This is a genomic window from Faecalicatena orotica, from assembly GCF_905197545.1.
GTDB classification, from domain to species: domain Bacteria; phylum Bacillota; class Clostridia; order Lachnospirales; family Lachnospiraceae; genus Faecalicatena_A; species Faecalicatena_A orotica.
In genome coordinates, this window is record NZ_CAJJZH010000010.1 from 130,988 (window position 1) to 156,637 (window position 25,650).

The 25,650-nt window shown below is 43.8% G+C and carries 19 protein-coding genes, 1 tRNA gene and 1 other annotated feature; of the genes, 16 read left to right on the forward strand and 4 right to left on the reverse strand.

The genetic code is table 11. From position 1 onward, the window contains the following. Positions 1-43: 43 nt before the first annotated feature. On the forward strand, positions 44-1,189 hold the full coding sequence (locus ABIN22_RS19220; protein WP_346910597.1) for a substrate-binding domain-containing protein: 1,146 nt from the start codon (positions 44-46) through the stop codon (positions 1,187-1,189). Positions 1,190-1,338: 149 nt separating this feature from the next. Next, positions 1,339-1,779, forward strand: a complete 441-nt coding sequence (locus ABIN22_RS19225; RefSeq protein ID WP_118621449.1) for a hypothetical protein — start codon at positions 1,339-1,341, stop codon at positions 1,777-1,779. Positions 1,780-1,781: 2 nt separating this feature from the next. Here the strand turns inward: ABIN22_RS19225 and ABIN22_RS19230 are convergent, their stop codons facing one another. Then, entirely contained in the window at positions 1,782-2,627 is an 846-nt protein-coding gene (locus ABIN22_RS19230) for an AraC family transcriptional regulator (RefSeq protein ID WP_109731183.1), read from the reverse strand. Between the two features lie 121 nt (positions 2,628-2,748). On the opposite strand from ABIN22_RS19230, the gene ABIN22_RS19235 reads away from it, so the two are divergent. From ABIN22_RS19235 to ABIN22_RS19245, 3 genes are all read left to right on the forward strand, one after another. Next, positions 2,749-4,224, forward strand: coding sequence for a rhamnulokinase (locus tag ABIN22_RS19235; protein WP_109731182.1), 1,476 nt, complete (start codon positions 2,749-2,751; stop codon positions 4,222-4,224). A 59-nt stretch (positions 4,225-4,283) separates the two neighbouring features. Beyond that, positions 4,284-6,089 (forward strand): L-fucose isomerase, encoded by a 1,806-nt coding sequence (locus ABIN22_RS19240; protein ID WP_118621451.1) that lies wholly within the window; start codon positions 4,284-4,286, stop codon positions 6,087-6,089. 105 nt (positions 6,090-6,194) lie between these two features. Beyond that, positions 6,195-6,635 carry an RbsD/FucU family protein gene (locus tag ABIN22_RS19245; RefSeq protein WP_109731180.1) on the forward strand — a complete coding sequence of 147 codons (441 nt, stop codon included), beginning with the start codon at positions 6,195-6,197 and terminating at the stop codon, positions 6,633-6,635. Between the two features lie 153 nt (positions 6,636-6,788). On the opposite strand, the gene ABIN22_RS19250 is transcribed toward ABIN22_RS19245, so the two are convergent. Further along, positions 6,789-7,775 carry an Rpn family recombination-promoting nuclease/putative transposase gene (locus ABIN22_RS19250; RefSeq protein ID WP_346910601.1) on the reverse strand — a complete coding sequence of 329 codons (987 nt, stop codon included), beginning with the start codon at positions 7,773-7,775 and terminating at the stop codon, positions 6,789-6,791. A gap of 436 nt (positions 7,776-8,211) precedes the next feature. Here ABIN22_RS19250 and ABIN22_RS19255 point away from each other — a divergent pair, with 436 nt between their 5' ends. From ABIN22_RS19255 to ABIN22_RS19270, 4 genes are all read left to right on the forward strand, one after another. Further along, entirely contained in the window at positions 8,212-9,234 is a 1,023-nt protein-coding gene (locus tag ABIN22_RS19255) for a LacI family DNA-binding transcriptional regulator (protein WP_346910663.1), read from the forward strand. Between the two features lie 280 nt (positions 9,235-9,514). Further along, positions 9,515-11,428 carry a PTS sucrose transporter subunit IIABC gene (locus ABIN22_RS19260; RefSeq protein WP_346910603.1) on the forward strand — a complete coding sequence of 638 codons (1,914 nt, stop codon included), beginning with the start codon at positions 9,515-9,517 and terminating at the stop codon, positions 11,426-11,428. Between the two features lie 52 nt (positions 11,429-11,480). Next, entirely contained in the window at positions 11,481-12,884 is a 1,404-nt protein-coding gene (locus tag ABIN22_RS19265; protein ID WP_346910605.1) for a glycoside hydrolase family 32 protein, read from the forward strand. A 96-nt stretch (positions 12,885-12,980) separates the two neighbouring features. Further along, a complete protein-coding gene (locus ABIN22_RS19270) occupies positions 12,981-13,799 on the forward strand; it encodes a glucosaminidase domain-containing protein (protein WP_118621455.1) in 819 nt (272 codons plus the stop codon). A gap of 54 nt (positions 13,800-13,853) precedes the next feature. On the opposite strand, the gene ABIN22_RS19275 is transcribed toward ABIN22_RS19270, so the two are convergent. After that, positions 13,854-13,926, reverse strand: a tRNA-Ala gene (locus tag ABIN22_RS19275). A 50-nt stretch (positions 13,927-13,976) separates the two neighbouring features. Further along, positions 13,977-14,927: an RpnC/YadD family protein gene (locus ABIN22_RS19280; RefSeq protein WP_346910607.1), complete on the reverse strand. Its 951-nt coding sequence runs from the start codon at positions 14,925-14,927 to the stop codon at positions 13,977-13,979. A gap of 549 nt (positions 14,928-15,476) precedes the next feature. On the opposite strand from ABIN22_RS19280, the gene ABIN22_RS19285 reads away from it, so the two are divergent. The 7 genes from ABIN22_RS19285 (at position 15,477) to ABIN22_RS19315 (ending at position 25,613) form a co-directional block, all read left to right on the forward strand. Then, positions 15,477-16,685, forward strand: coding sequence for an MFS transporter (locus ABIN22_RS19285; protein ID WP_346910609.1), 1,209 nt, complete (start codon positions 15,477-15,479; stop codon positions 16,683-16,685). Between the two features lie 39 nt (positions 16,686-16,724). Continuing rightward, the gene (locus ABIN22_RS19290; RefSeq protein ID WP_346910611.1) at positions 16,725-17,249 is read left to right on the forward strand and encodes a P-loop NTPase family protein; all 525 of its coding nucleotides are present in this window, start codon (positions 16,725-16,727) and stop codon (positions 17,247-17,249) included. A gap of 159 nt (positions 17,250-17,408) precedes the next feature. Further along, positions 17,409-17,643, forward strand: a binding site (T-box leader). Positions 17,644-17,765: 122 nt separating this feature from the next. Next, positions 17,766-20,417: a valine--tRNA ligase gene (locus ABIN22_RS19295; protein ID WP_346910613.1), complete on the forward strand. Its 2,652-nt coding sequence runs from the start codon at positions 17,766-17,768 to the stop codon at positions 20,415-20,417. Positions 20,418-20,428: 11 nt separating this feature from the next. Then, positions 20,429-22,648 (forward strand): LTA synthase family protein, encoded by a 2,220-nt coding sequence (locus ABIN22_RS19300; RefSeq protein ID WP_346910615.1) that lies wholly within the window; start codon positions 20,429-20,431, stop codon positions 22,646-22,648. After that, positions 22,645-23,928, forward strand: a complete 1,284-nt coding sequence (locus ABIN22_RS19305) for a bifunctional folylpolyglutamate synthase/dihydrofolate synthase (RefSeq protein ID WP_118621461.1) — start codon at positions 22,645-22,647, stop codon at positions 23,926-23,928. Before ABIN22_RS19300 ends, ABIN22_RS19305 begins: the two co-directional genes overlap by 4 nt. Positions 23,929-23,961: 33 nt before the next feature. Beyond that, a complete protein-coding gene (locus tag ABIN22_RS19310) occupies positions 23,962-24,099 on the forward strand; it encodes a hypothetical protein (protein ID WP_181368680.1) in 138 nt (45 codons plus the stop codon). A 59-nt stretch (positions 24,100-24,158) separates the two neighbouring features. After that, a complete protein-coding gene (locus ABIN22_RS19315; RefSeq protein WP_346910617.1) occupies positions 24,159-25,613 on the forward strand; it encodes a tetratricopeptide repeat protein in 1,455 nt (484 codons plus the stop codon). Positions 25,614-25,650: the final 37 nt, after the last annotated feature.

Consider the following 25,650-nt stretch of genomic DNA (forward strand, 5'->3'; position numbering starts at 1 on the left):
CTGTTACTATAAAAAACTATTTTATGTCAGGAGGACAAAAAGTATGAAAAAGAAAGTATTGGCAGTATTACTTAGCGGATGCATGGTAGCTGGAATGATCGCAGGCTGTGGAAGCAAGGGCGAGGATGCAAAGACAGATGACGGTGCAAAGACAGAAGATCAGGCTGACGACAAAGGCTCTGATGATAGCAAAGGTGGGGACTATCATTTTGAAGTCGTTGTAAAGAGCTTCCAGTCATCATACTGGCAGGCTGCTGTTCAGGGAATCAAACAGGCAGAGGATGAACTGGGCGTTACAGCTAACACAACAGGACCTAACGCTGAGTCTGATATTGCTGACCAGGTTAACATGCTGAACAACGCAATCAGTCAGGAGCCGGACGGAATCGCTCTTGCGGCTTGTGATCAGAACTCAGTTATTGACTCACTGCAGACAGCACTCGACAAGAAGATCCCGGTAGTCTGCTTCGACTCAGGTGTGCCGGATGCTCCGGACGGATCTGTATATGCAACAGTTGTTACAAACAATGGTGCAGCAGGAGCTATCGCAGCAGAGAAAATTTATGAATCAGTAAAAGACAAAATTGCAAAAGCTGACAAACCAGTCAGAGTTGGTGAAGTTAACCAGGATGCAACATCTGCTAACATCACAGAGCGTGGTATGGGATTTGTTAACAAATTTATCGAACTTGCAGAAGCAGACGGAAAGAAAGTTGCTGTTGTAGGAAATGACTACTATGTAGGTAAAGTTGAGAATAACAACGATGAGAAGTCAGCTGACATCATCATCGAGATCGCAGTACCGGCTCAGACAACAGTTGAACTGTGTGCTACAGAAGCTTCTAACATCATGAACAAAGACGATACAATTGCTATTTTCGGTTCTAACCAGGTTTCAGCAGAAGGTGTTTTAACAGCTAACCAGAACTTAAACGTATTAGGATCTGACCCAGAGAAAAACATCATCGCAGCTGGATTCGATGCTGGTTCAACAATCAAAGCAGCTGTTAAAGATGGCACATTACTTGGCGCTGTTACACAGTCTCCTCTGATGCAGGGTAAATTATCTATCGAAACACTGACAAAGATCTGTAACGGTGAAGAAGTAGAAGATATCGAGACAGATGGTTACTGGTATGACTCTACAAACATGGAAGATCCTGACATCTCTCCAAACCTGTATGACTAATTCATAACAGAACAGATAATAACAAATAATTTAGAAAGGAACCGGGAGTGTCCCGGTTCCTTTTTAACATATGATCTGATATAATATAGGACAATAAGGTGCGTGCAATCCAGTACCGGAATGAAAATGAAAGACACAGGAGGAATCATATGCTTCAGGGTATAGAAACGATTTTTAACAATAAGGAAAAGATGATCGGGCATCTGAAAAAGAAGAGCTATGAGAAGAATACGGAGCTGTTTAAAGAGGAAAACGGCCACTTCTTCAGGGAAATGGCCGAGTATGTAGGACAGGCCGAAGATAAAGAGAAGGCGGCGGAAGAGATCGGTGAATGTCTGGTGCAGGCAGTAAAAGAGCACCTTTCTAATAAGAAAGGAAAGGTTGAGGCCCGCACGCAGGTGGATCTGAATTTCTTTATGATCTACTATGTCTTTCCTACCATTCTGGGGATGGAATGTGAGGACCCCAAAGTGATCGCGGAAGGGATCCGCAGGGTCTGGGGGAAAAGTTTCAAGGAGAGCGACATAAACTATACGGATTACGATACATTATACGGAGCCTTCCGGGAAAAGATATTCGGAATTTTTTAATTTCATTTCAAATATTGTTTCGGAGTCGTACCTTTGTATTTTTTAAAAGTTTTGATAAAGTAGCTTAAATCATTGAATCCGGAACTATATGCCACCTCTGTTATGGACTGGTCTGTTGTCATGAGCTGGTAGCATGCGCGCTCTATGCGGTAATAATTGAGGTAGTCTATCGGCGTGCGGTGTGTCATCTCATGGAAGAAACGGCAGAAGTATTTAGGGGACATATCCACACTGCCTGCCATTTCTTCGAGTGTGATCTGCTTATTATAGGAAGATTCCATGAATTCAAGTGCGGTTTTTAGTTGTATGATACGTTTATGGTTGCGCGGCGGCTGGGCTGGTGCAGGGTTGTAGTATTGTTTCGCGAAAATAGTGCCGATTACCTGGTAAAGTGCTCCAAGGACGACAAGCTGGTATCCATCCTTTTTAGAGGCAATCGCGTCGAACAGTGACCAGACCGTTTGGTGGATATCGTTATGAGATTCAGGATAGACAAAGGCTGGCTCCACTTCGTGGTCAATGATTTTACGTATGAGCTTGCAGCAGGAATCGTTTTTGTTCATAAGCATATTCATATCAAAGACGACACATTCATAGGTGCAGTCACGGGGAAGTCCCGAGTGCACGGAACCGGCAGGGATAAAGATGGCAGAACCCTGCTCAACGGTGTATTCCAGCTCATCTATGGATAGTTGGAAGGTTCCTTTGAGAACCCGCACAATTTCAAATTCCACATGCCAGTGCAGTGCCATGATATATTGCGGGTGCGTGGGGGTGATATGGTGGTATTCAAAGGGAAAGTCGACAGTTCCCCGCTGCCAGCTTTCGCGGTAATTGATATATTGCATAATTCTCCTTTATGTGAATATTGTTATATTTTTTACTATTATAGCACAAGTATATTTTCCGGGACAATGATAAAATGAAATCAGTGGCGAGATGAATGTGGCTATGAAAGGAGGAAGACGTGTGAGTAGTGAGAAGAAACAGGTACTTGCTTTTGACTTCGGGGCATCCAGCGGACGTGCGATTCTGGGAACTCTGGAGGACGGAAAGATACATATGGAAGAAGTTTACCGCTTTTCCAATGATCCGGTCATCATCGGCAAGACTATGTACTGGGACACACTGAGACAATTTTTCGAGATTAAGCAGGGAATTATCAAGGCAAAGCAAAAAGGCGGTTTTGAAAGTCTCGGAATCGATACATGGGGAGTTGATTTCGGACTTCTGGATGAACACGGGGTACTGCTTGAGAGTGCCGTGCATTACAGGGATGACAGAACACTCGGAATGCAGGAAGAGGTATTCAAGGCAATTCCGAAAGATGAACTGTATGATATGACAGGGAATCAGTTCGAGAACTTCAATACTGTATTCCAGCTTTATTCCCTTGTGCAGAAGAGACCGTGGATTCTGGAACGTGCAGACAAGCTTCTGCTGACTCCGGATCTGTTCAACTATTTCCTGACAGGTGAGAAGAAGGCAGAATATACTATGTCTACGACGACTCAGCTGATGGATGCAAGGAACAAAGTATGGTCTGATAAAATAATGGATGCACTTCAGATTCCAAAAGAGATCTTCCCTGAAATCGTGCCGAGCGGTACGGTGGTAGGAAACTTAAGCGATGATATCTGTGAGGAACTTGGAATAAAGCCGGCCAAGGTTATTGCAGTGGCCAGCCATGATACACAGAGTGCCGTTGTGGCGGTTCCGACACAGGAAGAAGATTTTATGTTTATCAGCTGCGGAACATGGAGCTTATTCGGAACAGAGCTGAAGGCTCCGGTTATTGGTGAAAAGTCACTGGAATGCAACGTAAGTAACGAAGGTGGTTATGGAAATACAACGACCCTTCTGAAGAATATTATTGGTTTGTGGCTTGTACAGGAGAGCCGGAGACAATGGATCCGTGAGGGACAGGAATATTCCTTTGGTGAGCTGGAGCAGATGGCTATGAAAGCAGAGCCGTTCTTAAGCTTTATCGATCCGGATGCACCGGAGTTCGTGCCGGCAGGCAATATACCGGAACGTATCAGGGAGTTCTGCAGAAGGACAGGGCAGAGGGTGCCGGAGACGATCGGAGAGATTGTATGCTGCATCAACCAGAGCCTTGCACTGAAGTACAGATATGCCCTGGAACAGATTGAATCATGTACAGGAAAGCATTATCCGACCATCCATATGATCGGCGGCGGTATCCAGAGTAAGCTTCTCTGCCAGATGACAGCGGGAGCGAACGGACGCAAAGTAATCGCGGGACCTGTGGAAGCGACGGCACTGGGCAACATAGCCGTGCAGTTCATGTCACTTGGGGAAATCAAAGACGTGAATGAAGCGAGAAGGATTATTGCAGATTCAGAAACGACATATGAATATATTCCGCAGAACGAAGAAAAGTGGAATGCGGCATACGAAAAGTTTATTACCATTCTAAGCTGACCAGCCTGGAATGTGAATGGATATTAACTCATTAATCAAGAATAAGGAGGAAACAAACTATGGCAAAATCAAGACTCATCGGGGACTATCCAGTAATCGGAATCAGACCTACTATCGACGGACGCAGAGGTGTACTTAAGGTACGTGAATCTCTGGAAGAGCAGACAATGAACATGGCTAAATCTGCTGCAAAACTGTTTGAGGAAAACTTAAGATACTCAAATGGTGAGCCGGTTAAGGTTGTTATCGCTGATACAACAATCGGACGTGTTGCAGAAGCAGCTGCATGTGCTGATAAATTCAAAAAAGAAGGCGTTGACATCACTTTAACAGTTACACCATGCTGGTGCTACGGAGCAGAGACAATGGATATGGACCCGCAGACAATCAAGGCTGTATGGGGATTCAACGGAACTGAGAGACCGGGAGCCGTTTACCTTGCATCTGTTCTTGCTACACATGCACAGAAAGGTCTTCCTGCATTTGGTATCTACGGACATGATGTTCAGGAAGCTGATGATACAGAGATTCCTTGTGACGTAAAAGAGAAGTTATTGAGATTCGGACGCGCTTCTGTTGCAGCAGCAACGATGAGAGGCAAATCCTATCTGCAGATCGGTTCTATCTGTATGGGAATCGGCGGATCCATTATTGATCCTGCATTTATCGAAGAGTACCTTGGCATGCGTGTTGAGTCTGTTGATGAGGTGGAAATCATCCGCCGTATGACAGAAGGCATCTACGATGAAGCTGAGTTCCAGAAAGCTCTTGCATGGACCAAAGAAAAATGTAAAGAAGGCTTTGATAAGAACCGCGAAGACATCCAGAGAAACCGTGAGGAAAAGGATGCTGATTGGGAATTTGTAGTAAAGATGATGTGCATTATCAAAGACCTGATGAACGGCAACGAAAACCTGCCGGAAGGAAGAGAAGAAGAGAGAGTCGGACACAATGCACTGGCAGCCGGATTCCAGGGACAGAGACAGTGGACAGACTTCTATCCGAACTGTGACTTCCCAGAGGCTATGCTGAATTCTTCCTTCGACTGGAACGGGGCAAGAGAGCCGTACATCCTTGCAACAGAGAACGATGTACTGAACGGACTCGGAATGCTGTTCAGCAAACTGCTTACTAACTCAGCACAGATTTTTGCTGATGTGCGTACATACTGGAGCCCGGAAGCTGTTAAGAGAGCGACGGACGGATACGAACTGGAAGGCCATGCAAAAGAAGCAGGCGGATTTATTCATCTGATCAATTCAGGTGCAGCATGTCTGGATGCAAACGGACAGTCTAAAGATGCAGACGGCAACGGATGCATGAAGCCTTGGTATGAAGTAACAGAAGAAGATCAGGAAGCAATGATGAACGCAACAACATGGAACTATGCTGATTTCGGATACTTCAGAGGCGGCGGATATTCATCCAGATTCGTAACAGAAGCAGAGATGCCTGTGACGATGATCCGTCTTAACCTCGTTAAGAACTTAGGACCAATGCTTCAGATCGCTGAAGGATGGACTGTGAAACTTCCTGATGAAGTTACAGATGTTCTTTGGAAGAGAACTGACTATACATGGCCATGTACATGGTTTGCACCAAGAGTTACAGGAGAAGGTGCGTTTGCATCTGCTTATGATGTTATGAACAACTGGGGAGCTAACCACGGAGCAATCAGCTACGGACACATCGGGGCTGACCTGATTACACTCTGCTCTATCTTAAGAATCCCGGTAGCTATGCACAATGTACCGGAAGAGAAGATCTTCAGACCTGCATCATGGGGCGCATTCGGACAGGATAAAGAGGGACAGGATTTCAGAGCCTGCCAGGCTTACGGACCAATGTACAAATCTATCAGATAATTGATATTGAGAGAATGATACTGTCATTCATATCTGTCAGACAACAGAGAGTGCCTATGATAAATAGGCGCTCTTTGTGTTGAAAACGAGAAGGAGGATACAAACATGTTAAAAGGAATTCCACAGATTTTATCACCTGAATTATTAAAAGTTTTATGCGAGATGGGACACAGTGACCGCCTTGTTATCTCCGACGGTAATTTCCCGGCAGAGTCTATGGGAAAAGACGCAATCGTGATCCGCTGTGACGGACATGGCGTACCGGAGATTCTGGATGCGATTCTTAAGGTTTTCCCACTGGATACTTATGTAGAAAAACCAGTGAACCTGATGGAAGTTATGCCGGGAGACGATGTTGAGACACCGATCTGGGATACTTACAAGGAGATTATTGCAAAACACGATGACAGAGGCGCTGAGGCTGTCGGTAACATCGAGAGATTTGCATTCTATGATGAGGCAAAGACTGCATATGCAATTATTGCAACAAGCGAGAAGGCACTTTATGCGAATATCATGCTCCAAAAAGGGGTCGTTGTTGAATAAATCTGTAGGCATCAGGGGGCAAAAGACCTTTTGACCCCAACATCATTTTATAAAAGGATTAATGTAAAAGGCACCCACGCATAGTGAGTGCCTTTACTGTCCTCACGACATTTATCGTTTCTTTCATCTGTACACAATGCCCGGTTTTATGTACTAAAAACGTGAGAAATATTCTTCTGATTGTTCTCTGGTAAGGGAAAAGCGGGTTTGCAGTTTCATAAGGATCTTTTCTTTGTCATAGCCTTCCTCACGATAGTCCAGAATAAATGCTTTAATACCCTGCTCTATGCCCTGCTGCATTCCTCTCTTAATGCCGGTCTTAATTCCCTCGTCAACTCCATCCTGATATAAATCATCCAATGCTTTGCACATATCAATCCCTCCTGATTTTAGTTTCGCTTCGGGTAACTGCTGTCCTGAGCCGAGCAGTACCCGTATTGCGTTATATGAATTCTCGTCCATACTGCCAAAATAATTCTTGTTAGTCTGCATATATTTCTGCAGACCTTCTTTACTTTTTCTATATTCTAACATGCCGAATACCAGCTGTAAATCTGTCTGAAAACATAAATCATTATTCATACGCCTTGGATCAACCAAATTTATCCGGTAGTTGGGAATATATTTTTTTAACAGTTCATATTCTTTTGCGTTAAGCCCTAAAAGTCCATGCAGGTCCTGTGCGCCGTCCCATTCTTTTTCACCATAGTAAAAGACAACAGTAATAACGGGGGTGAGCCGGTCATTTTTCTTGAGGCCGGACAAAAATTCAGAGGAATTTTCCAATTCCTTGTTTTCTCTCCTGATTTTTCTAATCTGGCTGATTTGTTCAGTATAGTTCAATGCATCATACAGCATTCCCCGGACAGGCATGGCATAGTGGATTTCATCCTGGTTTTCACATGCCAGTACCACGATCCTTGTCCCGTCTTCTGCCACCATCATGATGTCCCGGTATCTTTGAACACTGATATTTTCGCCGTTCGGTTTCCGTAAGATAAGGGTTTGTTCAGGGTTGCTTTCCTTAAGGTGATTCGGCAGAAATACCTGTTTTCCCTGAAACAGGGAGCCATTAATCAAATCCGCAAATCGGCGTTTATCGGAGAGCCAGCGTTTCATATAAATATCATTTTTTGCCATATGTAATTTTCTCCTTGTCTGTTTTTGGATATTTCAAAATGAAGTGAGTGTTCCCAAGACAAGTTTATACTTTCAATAGACATCACCAGCCTTTATTGTTTGAATTTTTTAAATGATTGTTGTTTGTCCGATGTTGAAACATGGATTGTTGGAATGATTTGATTAGATTCTAAGAATGTATGAAATACACCAGATCTTTTCAAGTACATATACCCTATCATAGATTACTATTTGAATCCATAAAATTTGTATGAATTTTATACCAAAATTTTGTAAAGTAAGGAGGCGTGCCTGAGAACAATAACCAGTAACCTTTTTCATCCTACGAAATACCTCTGATAAGTTGATCTGTACTTGAATCGGCATAGGGATGATGCTACAATAATTTATAATTGGCGGGGCAGTCCGTTTTTCTGGCGGTTACCGGGATTTGATAGTGGTGGTGTTTTCGGAGAATGAAGGAGAAGAGGGCAGGGATATGACTATTACAGAGATTGCTAAGATGGCAGGGGTATCGGTTTCTGCGGTATCCAGATATTTGAATGACGGTTATATCAGTGAGGAAAAGAGAAAAAAGATTAAAGCTGTAATTGATAAGACGGGGTATAAGCCGTCCAAGCAGGCCCAGATTTTAAGGACGAAAAAGTCGAAGGTTATTGGTGTGATTCTTCCTAAGATTAGTTCTGAGTCTATCGCGAGGGTTGCGGACGGGATCAGTTCAGTCCTTTCTAAGGCAGGTTACCAGATGCTGCTTGCAAGTACCGAGAATAGTCCGAAGAAGGAGCTTGAATATTTGAATCTGCTGCAGAATAACCCGGTGGATGGGATACTGTTTTCTGCATCTGTTTATGACAAAGCCCATCAGGAGGCGCTGAAGAAGATGCAGATTCCGGTGGTGGTCATCAGCCAGCGGTTTGACGGCCTTGCCTGCGTTTACCATGATGATTACGGGGCGGCAAAGGCGATGACAGAGCTTCTACTGGACAGCGGGAAACGAAATGTGGCCCATATTGCCGTCACACAAAGTGACGAAGCTGCCGGAAAGAGCCGGACGCAGGGATATCGGGATGCCCTGCAAAACAGGGGGATTGAGCCGGCAGAGAATATGATTGTAACGGCTGGATTTACGATGGATGCGGGTTATGACTGTATGAAAAAGCTGCTGAAGAGGGCGCCTCGTCTGGATGCTGTATTCTGTGCGACGGATACGCTGGCTGTGGGGGCTATGACCTGTCTGCGGGACATGGGGAAAAAAGTACCGGATGAGATAAGCATTGCGGGGGTCGGACATAACAGGATGTCCAGAGTAGTGACCCCGAAGCTGACAACAGCGCATCTTTTTTACAAGACAAGCGGCATAGAAGCTGCCAATATGCTGCTTGAGATGATAGAAAATCAGGATCATGTGGCAAAGCAGACGAAACTGGGGTATGAAGTAATAAAGGCAGAGAGTGTTTAAAAAGGCAGATGTATAACGGCAGGGACCGGGAATTTCATAGAAGCGTAATGCTTCTACGGAATTCCCGGTTTTTTATTTGGTAAACTGGCAAATGATTTGTGGATTATATACAAAAAATATAAGGCAATTTTGTATTATCTTCCTATTTACAAATCTAGAAAAAGTGATAATATATAAACATAAAGTGAAAACGATTTCATATAGAAAAATCATGTAATGTGAAAAATATAGTGAAATCAATGAATTAGTAGCTGATAACGTTATCATAAAGGAGGAAGTTATGGATTACCAATCAATCGCCAGACAGATTTTGGAGAATGTAGGCGGGAAAGAGAATTTAATTTCAGCGGCTCACTGTGCCACAAGGCTCAGACTGGTCATTGCTGACAACGAAAAGTGTAACAGCAAGGCAGTGGAGAATATTGACGCAGTGAAAGGAGTATTCTTTGCATCCGGCCAGATGCAGATTATTCTTGGTACAGGGACTGTCAACAAAGTATACGATGAGTTCATTAAGATCGCCGGTATATCCGAGGCGAGCAAAGAAGATGTGAAGAGGGAGGCCGCGAAGAAAGCGAACCCGTTCCAGAGAGTGATCAAGACGATCGGGGACATTTTTGTTCCCATTATACCGGCCATTGTTGCAAGCGGATTTTTAATGGGAATTATGGAAGCGCTGAATTTCATGGTGAATAACGGCTTCCTGAATATTAATACAAATGGTTCTATTTACCAGTTTGCAGTATTGTTCAGCAATGTAGCCTATGTGTTCCTGCCAATTTTGATTGCATTCAGTGCGGCGAAAGTGTTCGGTGCGAATCCGTTTCTCGGTGCGGTCATCGGTATGATTATGATACACCCGGACCTGCAGAATGCTTGGACCGTTGCTACGGAAGGTGTCCAGAAGACGCAGGAAGTATTCTTCGGACTGTGGAAGGTTGATATGGTCGGCTATCAGGGTCATGTCATCCCGGTTATCATTGCTGTATTTGTCCTGAGTATCATAGAAAAGAAGCTGCACAAGATCGTACCACCTATGTTTGATCTGTTTGTTACGCCTCTGGTCAGTGTATTTGTAACAGGGTACCTTACCCTTGCAGCGATCGGACCAGTTTTCGTTTTCCTTGAGAACGGCCTGTTAAATGGGATTCAGAGTCTGCTGACACTGCCATTTGGAATTGGAAGTTTCATCATGGGAGGTGCCTATGCGACAACGGTTGTATCCGGCATCCACCATATGTACACAGTCATAGACATCGGACAGCTTGCCAAATACGGACTCACATTCTGGCTTCCTCTCGCTTCTGCAGCTAACGTGGCACAGGGTGGTGCGGCTCTCGCAGTTGCATTGAAAAGTAAAAACAAGAAGATGAAATCTGTTGCCCTGCCATCTGCATTAAGTGCATGCATGGGTATTACAGAACCTGCCATTTTCGGTGTAAACTTACGCCTTGTCAGACCATTTATTGCGGCATCAGTCGGAGGTGCATGCGGTGCGTTATATGCATCCATTGTAAATCTCGGGGCAACAGGAACAGGTGTTACAGGTATTTTCGGAATTCTTCTGCATCTTCACAGCCCAATTCACTATATCATAGCGATGGCAATCGCATTCGGTGTGGCTTTTGTGTTGACAGGAATTCTGGGATTTAAAGAAGAGACGGATGAATCAGATGCTGTGACGGAAAACAAGGAATCCGATAAGGCTCTATCTGTAGAGGAAACTGTTACAGAGGATCAGACAGAGGAGTCAGTCACAGTTCAATCAGGCAATAATACAGAAGAATTTACGTTTGCCTGCCCGATTCAGGGTGAGGTGATACCACTGTCAGAAGTTCCGGATGAGACATTTGCATCAGGCGTGCTGGGTGACGGTGTTGGTGTGAAGCCGGAGGAGGGGAAAGTATATGCTCCGTTTAACTGTACAGTAGCCACGGTTTTTGATACAAAACATGCTATCGGCCTTGAAACGGCAGATGGTATGGAACTGTTGATCCATGTAGGTCTCGATACGGTCACATTAAATGGGGAACCATTTACAGTACACGTGGAAACGGGCCAGCAGGTGAAAAAAGGGGAACTGCTTGCGGAATTTGACATGGAAAAGATCCTGAATGCGGGACTGAAAACTGTCAGTCCGATTATTATCACAAACCAGGGAAGCTATCAGGCGGTCCATATCACACAAAGATAAGGAGCAGCCGGGCGGTACTTAAAATGACGATTCAGAATAGAGGATGGTATTTATGGCAGGTATAAAAGGGAATGATAAGTGGAGGCTGGGATTCCACCTGATGCCTCCAGCAGGCTGGCTTAACGACCCGAACGGACTGTGCCAGTTCAAGGGTGTCTATCATGTGTTTTTTCAATATGCACCGGATGACCCAAATGGCGGAATGAAGTACTGGGGACATTATACGAGCCCGGATCTCCTGAACTGGAAATATGAGGGAATTGCACTCTCTCCGGAGGAGGACTTCGAAAGCAATGGAGTATATTCCGGATCAGCATTGATTGCAGACGGGAAGATGAACCTGTATTATACGGGAAATGTAAAACTGAAGGGGGACTATAATTATATCACAGACGGACGTCAGGGAAATACGGTACTGGTCAGCAGTGAGGACGGGATTACGTTTGGCAGAAAAGAATGCCTGATGACGAATGCAGATTACCCGTCCGGTCTCACATGCCATATCCGGGACCCAAAGGTAGTGACAGGGAAGAGTATAGGTAAGGATGACGAAAACTATTACATGTTTCTCGGTGCAAGGACTCAGAGTGATGTGGGAGAAGTGCTTGTATACAAAAGCAGCGGCCTGAGAGACTGGGAACTTGTCAACATCCTGAAATCAAAAATCCCCTTTGGATATATGTGGGAATGTCCGGATGCATTTACAGCCGGAGGCAGGAAATTCCTGAGCGTCTCGCCCCAGGGTGTGGAACAAAGTGGTGTGGATTATCAGAACCTCTATCAGTCAGGGTACTACGAGCTGACAGGAGAGTTTGATCAGTCATATGAATTGAAGAATTTCAGGGAATGGGACCGGGGGTTTGATTTTTATGCCCCACAGACATTTCTGGATGAAAGCGGCAGGAGAATCCTGATCGGCTGGGTCGGAATGCCGGATGAACCGTCACAGTCGAATCCGACGGTGGAATGGGGATGGCAGAATGCCCTGACAGTGCCGAGAGAAATATTGGAAAAAGACGGTAAGCTCCTACAGTATCCGGTAAAAGAATTAGAAAGACTCCGTCAGGAGGAACGAATATTGGATATGTCAGAGTCATCCGAAGAAATGGAAACATATGATATAGAAGTAACTGTATTAAGTAAAGACATTACTATAACGATTAGTGACGCAATCGACCTTGCTTACAGCAGTCAAACCGGACAATTTGGCATTTCCTTCCGGCAGGATAAAAATCTGGGATACGGAAGAGGCGGCCGCTCAGTCAATATAAAGGAATGCCGGAATATCCGGGTTCTTGTGGATACCTCCTGTATAGAAATATACCTGAACAAAGGCGAAGAAGTATTTACAACACGCTTTTATCCGGAGGGTGGAAGAAGCTGCTTCAGCCTGTCGGAAGGTAAAGCGGAAATAAAATACTGGAAGATGGAAAAGATGGCTGTGGCCGAAATGTGATATATTTTTTATGCTCACGAAATTTCCTCATACTTGCATTTTTTTTGCATATATTGTAAAGTAATAGGAACTTAATCTTAGGACAAGGGTGAGCGAATGGAATTTAAGGATTTTAATAAAGATAAGCTAAAAATATGGCTGGAGATTTTCCTTGCAGTTGTACTTGTGGCAGTAGTGGGGATCGCCGGGAACAAAGGTGTGTTTGACAAAAAGTCTGCCAAGGCGGCAGAAACGGTTCAGGCAAAGGAAGCCGAAGCACTTAAAAATGCCGAGAAGGAAAATGAGGCGGCTAAAACGGAAGGCACGGCGGACAAGGATGCATCTGGGGAAAAGAACAAAAAATCAGATACAGGTGAGACAGAAGAAGTGATAGCAGAAGGCCAGTACCCGATTATGGGTAAGAGTTCTGTCACTGTAGAACAGATGGTGGATTTTTTCAACTCCAGCGGTGAAAAGTACCCGGAGAGTGCACTGGGAAAAGGCGGGGCCGACAGCATAGAGACTTTCTGCCAGATGTATTATGATGAGGCAGTGGCAGAGGGCGTACGCCCAGAAGTGGCTTTCGTACAGACTATGAAAGAGACCGGATGGCTCCAGTATGGCGGGGATGCATCCATAGAACAGTTTAATTTCGCCGGACTCGGCACAACAGGCGGCGGGGTGGCGGGAAATTCATACCCTGACGTAAAGACAGGAATACGGGCCCAGATCCAGCATCTGAAAGCATATGCGACGGCAGACTCACTGACACAGGAGTGCGTGGATGACCGCTATGAATATGTTACAAAGGGATGTGCACCTTATGTAGAATGGCTCGGACAGCAGGAGAACCCGGAGGGATATGGATGGGCCACTGCGGATAATTATGGATATTCCATTGTAGATATGATTTCAAAATTAAAAGAAATGAAGTAAAACAAAAGGGGCATAACTTCTTATTTTAAAGATAGAAAGCTATGCCCCTTCACATGGAGTATACGGGATTCGAACCCGTGGCCTCAACAATGCGAATGTTGCGCGCTCCCAACTGCGCTAATACCCCATGAGAAAAGTATAACACTTCTGCACAGAATGGCAAGTATGAAATAGACTCTAGTCCTGATTTGACTGCAGTTCCTCGATTAACCTATCAATAACAGCAGGATCCTCCTCCAGCAAATCTGCGATTTGTGCGGTTGAGCAGCCTTTTTTCAACTTTTTCTGTATTTGGATTTTTAAATGAGCGATATTTCCATCTTCAAAACCATTTTCAAAGCCACTTTCGTAGCCCTCATCATATCCCTCTTTACGCAGTGCTTCAAAGTGAAGCTTATCATTAAAATTAGAGAGTATCATGTCCATCACCTCATTACGGTTCTTTCTGAGAATATCAGCCAGTATCCCCTCTTCTATACATTCATCGAGCGCTCTGTTCACGGCATCTTCTAGATTGTAGTTTCGATCCAGATATCCCCGGATGCGTGCAATGAAGCTGGCATACTCGTTGAGTTTCTGGCAGCGTCCCATCAGTTCTTTATTATGTCCCAGATTAACGTTCAGCATTTTGGCCCGGCACTCCAATGCAGGAATCTGGCCGTCAGGTAAATCGTAGAAGGCGTCAGACAGCCGTAATACCATCTCATCGGGGGCTGAATCTAATCCGTTATAAAAGATGAGATAGACAGGTGCTGGCAGGGAAATTAATTTATTTCCATAAATGTTAATCTGTTTGGAATCTACATAGGCCCTCAGGACGTCTGAAAAATAAAATAGTCCCCTAAGCGGCATATTTGGATTCAGTGTGCTTTGATGTTCATACAGGTTCAAAACATTGGCAATGAGAAAAGACAGATCATTTTTCATACCAAGGTAAACTGCATCGCTGATTGTAGTTATGATCAGCTCATCTGGATTTGTGTAACAGGTAGAGTTAATCGCGTTGTATAAAGCAAGAAGGTCTTCCTTATTATGAAAGATTAACCGGAAGAGCTGATCTTTATATGTCCTGTTTATTCGATACTTGCGGCTGAATTTCCTGAACCTTTTAATTAATACGTTTTTCATATGTTCCTTCCTTTCATTTTAGCATAATTAGATTGGGAAAAATAGCAGTTTTCACCAGATACTTAGATATTAATAGATGGCAATATTTTTAGAATTGCAATAAGATTAAATGAGGATGGCATCACCAGACTTTCAAAAAGGAATGTAAAGTTTATAGAGTACGGAATATTTGCAGATACTGCAAGATAAATATAAAAAAGAATACTTGTATGGCATGAAACGCCGTATCGAAGTAGAATTATAATAACAGAAAAGGCAGGTAAAATCAACCCGGTTTACCTGAAAAATTTTACTAAAAGCATTTTACGGTTACTGCTCACTCCCCAGCCTATCACTACGCTGATAGGTTGGGAGGAAGAACGTAAAGTAGCCAATAAGCCTGCTCCTCGCCGTAGGCGACTTTAAATGAGCAGGCGCGTTACTGTTTACAGGCTTGTCTGTGAACAGTAACATTTTACGTTAAATAATATTTAAAAGCAGTAAATAATATGTTAGTATAAAAAATATAACATTTGATATTAGCTTTTTGACGATAAGAAAGGTATTCATATGATAGAAAGAACAGAAGCAAAAAAAATAGATAGAGTTAAAAAAATTTATTTGTATTTGAATTGCCTGTTTGAATTTTATGCTGGAATTACTGGCGCAACATTTATACTATTCTTATACAGTAATCATCTTGATACAATGGAAACGAATATCATTGTTGCAGTTTCTCTTATTACAACGTTTTTTGTGGAAATACCAACCGGGGCTTTGGCTGATTATTTAGGCTATGTAAAAACATCGATTCTTACGGGGATATTATTATGTATCACGAATATAATTTTTCTGTTTTGTAATACGATACCGTTGTTTGTTGTGGCTCAAATTAGTCTTGGTTTAGCCAGTGCATTTGAATCAGGAACATTGGATGCCTGGGTTATAGAAAATACTTCTCAAAAAGAAAGTGAACATATTTTTATAAAAAAGAATAAATTCATTTCTATTATAATGATCGTGGCTGGATTTATGGGTGGTATTATTGCAGATTTTTGTTTGAAGGGAATTTTCCTGTTTGCATTAATAGCATCTTTATTATTTGTCGGCCTTAGTGTTTTTATTATGCCTAAGTTACAAGGGAGCTTTGCAAGAGAACAGAAATATAGTATTTTGGATAATGTTAATGGAATGAAAAAAATTGTAATTGATAGTTTTCACTATTGTGTTAAGGACAAAAGTATCAGAAACATTATTTTATTCAACAGTGTTTTGACATTTGCATTTTCGCCAGTATTTGTTTTTTGGTCGCCGGCGTTGCACAATTTTGAAAATGTCAACTATACTCTAATAGGACTGGCGTGGGTTTTTATGCGGGCAGCTATGTTAGTGGGAAATATTGTATTGGAAAAATGGCTGCATAAATCATTTCTTACACTTTCCGCAGTTTCTGTTGCATGTGGCCTGTGTATTATTGGATTAGCATTTTTTAAGAAATTTTGGTTATTGTTTCTAGGTATACTATTATTTGAATTTCTATTAGGGTTAATTTATCCACTGAAAGAAACTGTTTTAAATGTAGGAATTGAGAGTGAAAATCGTGCTACTATTTTATCGTTTAATTCATTAGTTGCAAGTTTATTTAATTATGTCTCTATGATTTTAATGGGGAAATTGGCAACAATTTTTACGATAGAGATGACATGGATAAGTAGTGGAATTGCACTTGTCATTATATCAACAGTGATATTGGTTCCCAATATCAGAAAAATGGCTTGAGACCAAAGGGGGGACCGATGTTAAAGAAAGGCCTTGAAAATGAAATTAGGTGAAAAGATCGTAATTGTAGGTTCGTGCGGAAGCGGGAAGACAACGCTTAGTAATCGTCTTAGTGAGATTAGCGGCATAGAAGTTATTCATTTGGACAGAATATATTGGCAGGCTGATTGGATAAGTATTTCTGAGGATGCATTTAGAAATGAACAGATAAAACTTTTAAGAAAAGCGCGGTGGATTGTTGATGGTAATTATGCTTCAAGTTTTGAACTTAGACTGACGAAAGCAGATACTGTGATTTTTTTGGATTATAATAGATACATATGTATTTGGAGAGTGCTGAAACGCTGGATGAAGTTTCGGGACAGATTAAGACCAGATGTGGCGGACGGATGCTATGAAAAGATGGAGTGGGATTTTTTGAAATATATTTGGAGGTTCCCCAAGGATACAAGACCATTAATGCTAGATATTCTTGATAAATATGAAAATTTAAATAAGATCATTTTAAAAAATACACAAGAAACGAATAGGATGATTGAAACTTTAGAAAATAGGTTAGGATAAGGGAAAAATACAAACAAGAAAAATGTACAGATAGCTTTGCACCTGACTGCACACGTTTTATTGAAAAATCTTAAGTTTCTTTAAACATCCTTGACAAATCGCCACTTCAAAGATATGATATTCTGTAGTTAATATAAAGTTAACAATTTATTCATATGTATAAAGGTGCTGATGAAGAGGAGTACATAATGACTCTTGCCAGAGAGAACCATCCATTGGCTGTAAGATGGTTTCAAGAAAGGATTATGGAAGGTAGCTTCTGAACCGGATATCTGAAGCGTGTAATAGGATGTCCCGGAGTTGTTCGCGTTAAAGGACTGTTAAGAAATGCCACAGGCAGGAAGCATATGAGGCATGAAAATTAAGGTGGTACCGCGTAGAACACGCCCTTTACATATTTGTAAAGGGCTTTTTAAATGTTCAAAAGTGTGAAAAAACAGTGAAAACATAACTGGCCGGACCCCGGGCAGTTACGGAAAATTTATTATTCTTATGAGGGAGAGCAAGGAGGACACTATGAGTAAGGAATTGGCTAAGACTTATAATCCAAAAGAAATCGAAGAAAAATTGTATGACAAATGGTGTGAGAACAAGTATTTTCATGCAGAAGTGGACAGGAGCAGGAAGCCGTTTACAACGGTAATGCCTCCTCCGAATATTACAGGCAAGCTGCATATGGGACATGCGCTGGATAATACACTGCAGGATATCCTGATCCGTTATAAAAGAATGGAAGGATACAATGCACTGTGGATTCCGGGAACGGACCATGCTGCAATCTCCACAGAAGTCAAGGTTACGAACCAGCTGAAAGAAGAAGGCATTGATAAAAAAGAATTGGGACGTGAAGGATTTCTGGAGAGAACATGGCAGTGGAAGGAAGAATATGCCGGAACGATTGAGAACCAGCTGAAGAAACTGGGGATTTCCTGCGACTGGGACAGAGAGCGTTTCACAATGGACGAGGGCTGTTCCAAGGCTGTAGAGGAAGTATTTATTAAATTATATGAAAAGGGATATATCTACAAAGGGTCCAGAATTATCAACTGGTGTCCGGTATGTAAAACATCATTATCAGATGCAGAAGTTGAGCATGAGGAGCAGGACGGACATTTCTGGCATATTAAGTATCCGATCGTGGGAACAGACCGTTTCCTTGAGATCGCTACGACACGGCCGGAGACTATGCTGGGTGATACGGCAATTGCGGTTCACCCGGACGACGAACGTTATAAAGATATTGTAGGAAAGAAAGCACTGCTGCCGCTGGTAAACAGGGAGATTCCGATTGTAGCCGATTATTATGTAGATAAAGAGTTTGGAACAGGTGCAGTTAAGATCACACCTGCACATGACCCGAACGACTTTGAGGTGGGAAAACGCCATGACCTGCCGGAAATCAACATCATGAATGATGACGCCACCATCAATGAAAAGGGTGGTAAATATGCAGGAATGGAACGCTATGAGGCGAGAAAGGCAATTGTAGCCGACTTAGAAGAACAGGGATATCTTGTTAAGATTGAGCCGCATTCTCATAATGTGGGAACACATGACCGCTGTAAGACAACGGTCGAGCCGCTCATCAAGCAGCAGTGGTTCGTGAAGATGGAAGAACTGGCAAAACCTGCAATCAACGCTTTAAAGACCGGCGAATTGAAATTTGTGCCGGAGAGATTCGATAAGATTTATCTGCACTGGCTTGAGAACATCAAAGACTGGTGTATATCCAGACAGATCTGGTGGGGACACAGAATTCCGGCATATTACTGCGATGAGTGCGGGGAATTTGTTGTAGCAAAAGAAGTTCCGGAAAAATGCCCGCATTGCGGCTGTACCCATTTTACACAGGACGAGGATACACTGGATACATGGTTCAGTTCAGCACTGTGGCCGTTCTCCACACTGGGATGGCCTGAGAAAACAGAAGATCTGGATTATTTTTACCCGACAGACGTACTTGTAACGGGTTATGACATTATTTTCTTCTGGGTAATCCGCATGGTATTCTCCGGCTATGAGCATACAGGGAAATCTCCATTCCACACAGTCCTGATTCACGGCCTTATCAGAGATTCACAGGGACGTAAGATGAGTAAATCTCTCGGAAACGGGATCGATCCGCTGGAGGTTATAGACCAGTACGGGTCAGATGCCCTGCGTCTTACACTTGTTACAGGGAATGCTCCTGGTAATGATATGCGTTTCTACCATGAAAGAGTGGAGGCGAGCAGAAACTTTGCAAACAAGGTATGGAATGCATCCAGATTCATTCTGATGAACATTGAAAATGAACAGCTGACACGGCCGGAGTTATCTGATCTTGCAGAAGCTGATAAATGGATTTTATCGAAAGTAAACACTCTGGCAAAAGATGTGACAGAGAACATGGATAAATTCGAGCTCGGTATAGCAGTACAGAAGGTCTATGATTTCATATGGGATGAATTCTGCGACTGGTATATTGAGATGGCTAAATTCCGTATCTATCACAAAGAGGAAAACCCACAGGCCGCAAACTGTGCACTCTGGACCCTGAAGACGGTTCTGGGTCAGGCACTGAAGATGCTGCATCCATTTATGCCTTTTGTAACGGAAGAAATCTACAGCGCCCTTGTTCCGGAGGAGGAATCACTGATGATTTCAAGCTGGCCGGTATATCAGGAGGAATTCTGTTTTGAATCAGCCGAGAATATTGTGGACCATATGAAGGAAGTCATCCGTGGAATCCGTAACATCAGGGCAGAGATGAATGTAGAAAACGGACGCAAAACGAAGGTTTATATTGTAACAGGGAGCAGTGAATTATGCAGCGGGTTCGAAACGCTGACTGATTCTGTAAGGCCTCTGATGAATGCCTCAGAGATATTTATCAGTAAGGAAAAGCAGGGGATTGCAGAGGATGCGGTTTCCATCGTTGTTCCGGATGCTTCAGTATATCTTCCACTGGAAGATCTGGTTGATTTCGAGCAGGAGATGGAACGTCTGAAAAAAGAAGAAGAAAAATTGACCAAAGAAATTGCGAGGGCAAAAGGAATGCTCGCGAATGAAAAGTTTGTCAGCAAGGCTCCTGAGGCAAAGGTTCAGGAAGAAAAGGAAAAACTGGAGAAGTATACACAAATGCTTACCCAGGTTCAGGAGAGAATGGCTGGCTTAAAGAAAGCATAGAGAGGTCTTAAATGAAACACATTCAAATTAAGAAACCTGATATTAAAGGATTTTTTCACAAGATCAAGAACTTGAAAAAGGAAGATATAAAAGCACACTGGGAGGAGAGAAAAAAGCGGCGCGAGCGGATACTGGAACAGCGCCGCAACAGCAGGTTTGCGAAGAAGATGCAGCCGGTCTATAGGTTCATGGACAGATTTTCACTTGTTTTCCACTATCTGCTTGCCTGTGTGCTGAACTTTATCATCGAAATCATATCCAGACATTCTCTGTTCGAGGCATGGGATTATATGGTTGGGACTCCAAAAGTGTTCCTGTTTAATGCATTCCTGATATTTGCCACATTTTCCATTGTATATATGGTCAGGCGGAGAGTGTTTGCCAGAATCCTGTTAAGTGTATTCTGGCTGTTCCTTGGGACATGTAACGGATACCTGCTGTTAAAGAGGGTTACGCCTTTTAATGCCCAGGACCTGAAAGTATTGTCGGATGCACTGGCACTGACGGGGAATTATTTCAATACATTTGAGCTGATCCTTCTGATTGTGGGTATTGTGGCAGTTGTACTGTGGGTAATCTCCATGTGGCGCAGGGGCGGTCAGTTTACAGGTAAGATGCACCGTATTATCGCTCTGATCGGTGTTGTGTTCTGGCTGGGGGCCTACGTGGTCCTGACAAATATAGCAATTGACAAGAGAGTGGTATCAAACTACTTCGGGAACATCGCATTTGCATATGAAGACTATGGTTTCCCGTACTGCTTCACAGCGAGTATTTTTAACACCGGGATATCAGAACCGGCCGGATACAGTGAGGCTGCGATGGATAAGATCAGCAATAACGGGGATATCACCAAAAGTGAGACCGGCAGGTCTGAAGATGAACTACCTAACATCATCTTTGTGCAGCTGGAATCTTATTTTGACCCGACAGAGGTAGACTGGCTTCAGTTTTCCGAGGACCCGATCCCGAATCTGCGGAAAATGTACAGTGAGCATTCGGCCGGCTATTTTAAGGTGCCGTCTGTTGGCGCAGGAACAGCGAATACCGAGTTTGAAGTACTGACTGGTATGAGCATGCGTTTCTTCGGACCGGGAGAATATCCGTATAAGACTTATGCAAAGACGAAAGTATTGGAGAGTGCGGCGACGGCTCTTGGCAGTCTGGGATATGGGGCAGAAGCACTTCATAACAATGGCGGTAACTTCTACAGCCGTGCACAGGTGTTCAACCATATGGGATTTGACCATTATACAAGCAAGGAGTTTATGAATATCCTGCAGACCACGCCGAAGGGCTGGGCAACGGATGATATCCTGATCCCTAATATTCTGGAATCTATGGATACGACAGAACAGCAGGATTTTGTATTTACTATTAGTGTTCAGGGACACGGCGATTATCCGACGGAGAAAATGATAGAGAACCCGGAGATTGTTGTCAGCGGCGTAGAGGATGAAGGAAAACGCAATTCATGGGAATATTATGTCAATGAAGTCCACGAGATGGATAAATTTGCCGGCAATCTTGTGAAGGCAATCGAAGAACGAGGAGAGCCGACAGTCATTGTATTTTACGGTGACCATCTGCCGACGATGGGACTGGAAGCGAAGGACTTGAAGAGCAGATATCTCTATAATACAAATTATGTTATCTGGGACAACATCGGACTGAAGAAAGAAGACAGGAACATCCCGGCATATCAGATAATGGCAGACGTTTTTGAGCGGCTTGATATTCATTCAGGTACGGTATTCAATTATCACCAACAGAGAAGGCAGACGAAGAATTACCTGTCCGACCTCGAACTTCTTCAGTATGACATCCTGTATGGCAAGCAATACGTCTATAAGGACAGCGGGCAGCCGATCACGGAAGGCCATATGGCGATGGGGGTAAAGGATGCGGTCATTACAGAACTGGTGTCACAGCTTGATGGAACTTACAGTATATATGGAGAGAACTTTACGAAGCAGAGTAAAGTATATATCAATGGCGAGAAACAGAGCAGCAGTTTCCTCAATAATACAAGAATTGACCTGAAGGACGCCACCCTGTCAGACGGCGATATCATACAGGTGAACCAGGTGGGCTCCAGCAGCACGATCTTCAGGACTTCCGCAGAGTATGAGTATAAGGAAGGGAAGCTGACGGAACTGCCGGCTGATCCGGATGCACCTGCACAGGGAACAAATGCGTTTACGACGCAGAATGCAGGTGAGGAAAAGTGACATACACGGAAGCAGCAGAATATATCCTGAATATACCGAAGTTTACGACAAAAAATAAACCGGAGCATACCCGTGCGTTTCTTTCTTTTCTCGGAGAGCCGCAGGAGCGCGTCAAAGTTCTGCATGCAGCCGGAACGAACGGGAAAGGTTCAGTCTGTGCATACCTCCATGCCATGCTTCTTGCACAGGGGAAGACGGCAGGGCTGTTTACCTCGCCGCACCTTGTAAAAATTAATGAAAGAATCGTAATAAACAGAGATCAGATCAGCGATGATGCCTTTCTGGATATCTTTGAATTTGTATTGGGAAAAGTGAAGGAGATGGAGGCGGAAGGACTGCCCCATCCGACCTTCTTTGAGTTTCTGTTCGGCATGGCGGTGACGGCGTTTGCATCGGCCGGTGTAGAATATGCCGTGCTGGAGACAGGCCTTGGCGGACGTCTGGATGCGACAAATTCAGTTCAGCATCCGCTTGTTACGGCTATCACGTCAATCGGTCTGGATCATATGGCGATCCTCGGTGACACCCTTGCAGCTATTGCATTTGAAAAAGCAGGGATCATAAAGCCGGGTGTGCCTGTTTTCTATGCAGATACCACGGAAGAGAGCAATCGTGTGATCGAACAGAGGGCCGCAGAACTTGGGGCACCCTGTAAAAAAATAGGGAAAGACGCGTACGAAATTCTAGGAATCAGGGACAAACATATTGCATTTTCCTGCGTAAATGCGTATTATGGAAATACCACATGGAGTCTGAATAATATAGGGATTTACCAGCCGGGCAATGCCGTACTGGCTTTGGAAATCATGAGGTTTGTCTTTGGAGAGGAAGGACGTCCTGATCTCTGGAGAGAGGCCCTGCATGAACTCAAGTGGGAAGGGCGCATGGAAGAAGTCCTTAAGGATGTATACGTGGACGGGGCGCATAATGTCAGTGCAGTGGAAGGTTTTTTGCGCAGTCTTCCGGAGAAAGAGGCGAATATCATCCTTTTTTCTGCGGTAAATGATAAAGACTACGAAGAAATGATCGCCTGCCTGTGCAGGAATGTGGATACGGATTTTTATATCATTACCCGGATTGAAGACAAAAGAGCAGCACATACTAAGGAGCTGCAGCATATTTTTGAAACATACACAGATAAACCTGTTTTTGTGAGAGAATCTTTGGAAGAGGCAATTGACTTTGCACTCGAACATCAGCATGGCAGGAAAATATACTGTCTGGGTTCTCTTTATCTGGCAGGAATGATGAAAGGGTACTGTAACTCCGGTGAACAGTAACGATAAATGAACTGATTAAGAAAAGGAGGCCGCATGATGCTTGATTATGAAGAGGAACTTAAGAAGTTTAAGCCGAGTCTGGAAGTGGAAGACATAGAAGATGCAGTTTATCAGGAAGATTTATCAGACATGACGGACCTGCTTCGGGAAGTCATGGATCAGACGAAGTAAAAGTAAGAGTAGCTGTTCATGCTTCTGAACAGATACAGGAAAGATTATGGTGAGCATAGATGGACTATACGAAGAAGATCTTGTACCAGTCGAACTACTGGTATAATGATGGGCTGAGGAAAGCACAGATACGGGATATGTCCGGCGCGGTTACCTCCCTTCGGCGGAGTTTACAATATAATAGAGAGAATATTGCAGCCAGGAATCTTTTGGGGCTAGTTTATTACGGACGGGGAGAAGTGGCAGAAGGACTGGTAGAGTGGATCATCAGCAAGAATTTAAAGCCGAGAGATAATATAGCAAGTTACTTTATCAGCAGGGTGCAGGCATCAGCAAGTGAGCTGGATGTGGTGAATCAGGCGATCAGAAGATACAACCAGTGTCTGGTTTACTGTGAGCAGAACGGGGAAGATCTGGCAATCATACAGCTGAAAAAGGTGATTGCAGCCCACCCGTCATTTTTGAAAGCCTATCAGCTGCTGGCACTTCTGTATCTGCACACGGAGCAGTACGCGAAGGCGAGGCAGGCCTTAAGGACAGCAAGAAAGCTGGATACGACCAATGAGATGACGCTGCGGTACATGCATGAGCTGACAAACTTAAGGGGCCAGAAGATCAAGGATGATAAACCGAAGAAAGAGGAAGCGGTTGAGTATAATCTTGGAAATGAGACGATCATTCAGCCGAAGCACTCGGCGGCAAAAGCGCTCGCGAGTAAGTTTACAGTGATGAATATTGTTGTAGGGGCGTTTATAGGGGCCGCGATCATCTGGTTTCTGATTGTTCCGGCGGTCGACCAGACAAAGAATGAGAAGGTGAACCAGCAGATTGTCGAATACAGTGAGCGGATCAATGCCCTTGAGGCACAGATCAGCGCCCAGACAAGGACACTGGATGAATACCGTAAGAATGATACAGATACTGAGAATAATGCCCAAAGTGCGGCAAGTACTGCTGACAGCTATGAAAATCTGCTGACGGCGTATAACCAGTGGACATCCCAGAGTTATACCGATGATGTGATGGCAGACTCCCTTTTGAATGTAAACAGAGATTCGCTGGGAGACGGCGGAAAGGCACTTTATGACGAGATGTCCGCAGATGTATTCCCGGGGGCAAGTGAGTCTTTATATTCGGGTGGAACCGCATCTCTGGAAGTAGCCAACTATGACACAGCTATCGCCTCTCTTGGAAAGGTAATCCGTATGGATGAAAACTATGACAGCGGAGGCGCGCTTCTGAATCTCGGTCTGGCATATATGAGGAACGGAGATAATGACAACGCAGTAAAGTATCTGAAGCGTGTGATTGAGCTTTTTCCGGATACAGATAATGCGCAGGAGGCCCAGAACGGTCTGAGCAGCATTTCCCAGGGCGGGAGCACCGATGGCGGTGCGGACACCCAGAATGCAGATGGCCAGAATTCTGATACCGGCAGTACGGATGCAGGCAATACCGATTCGGGGGATACCGATGTTCCGGTACAGGATACCGGTGCAGAAGACGGTTATTAAAGCAGGGCCCAAATTAGTGAAAGATAAAGATACAGCA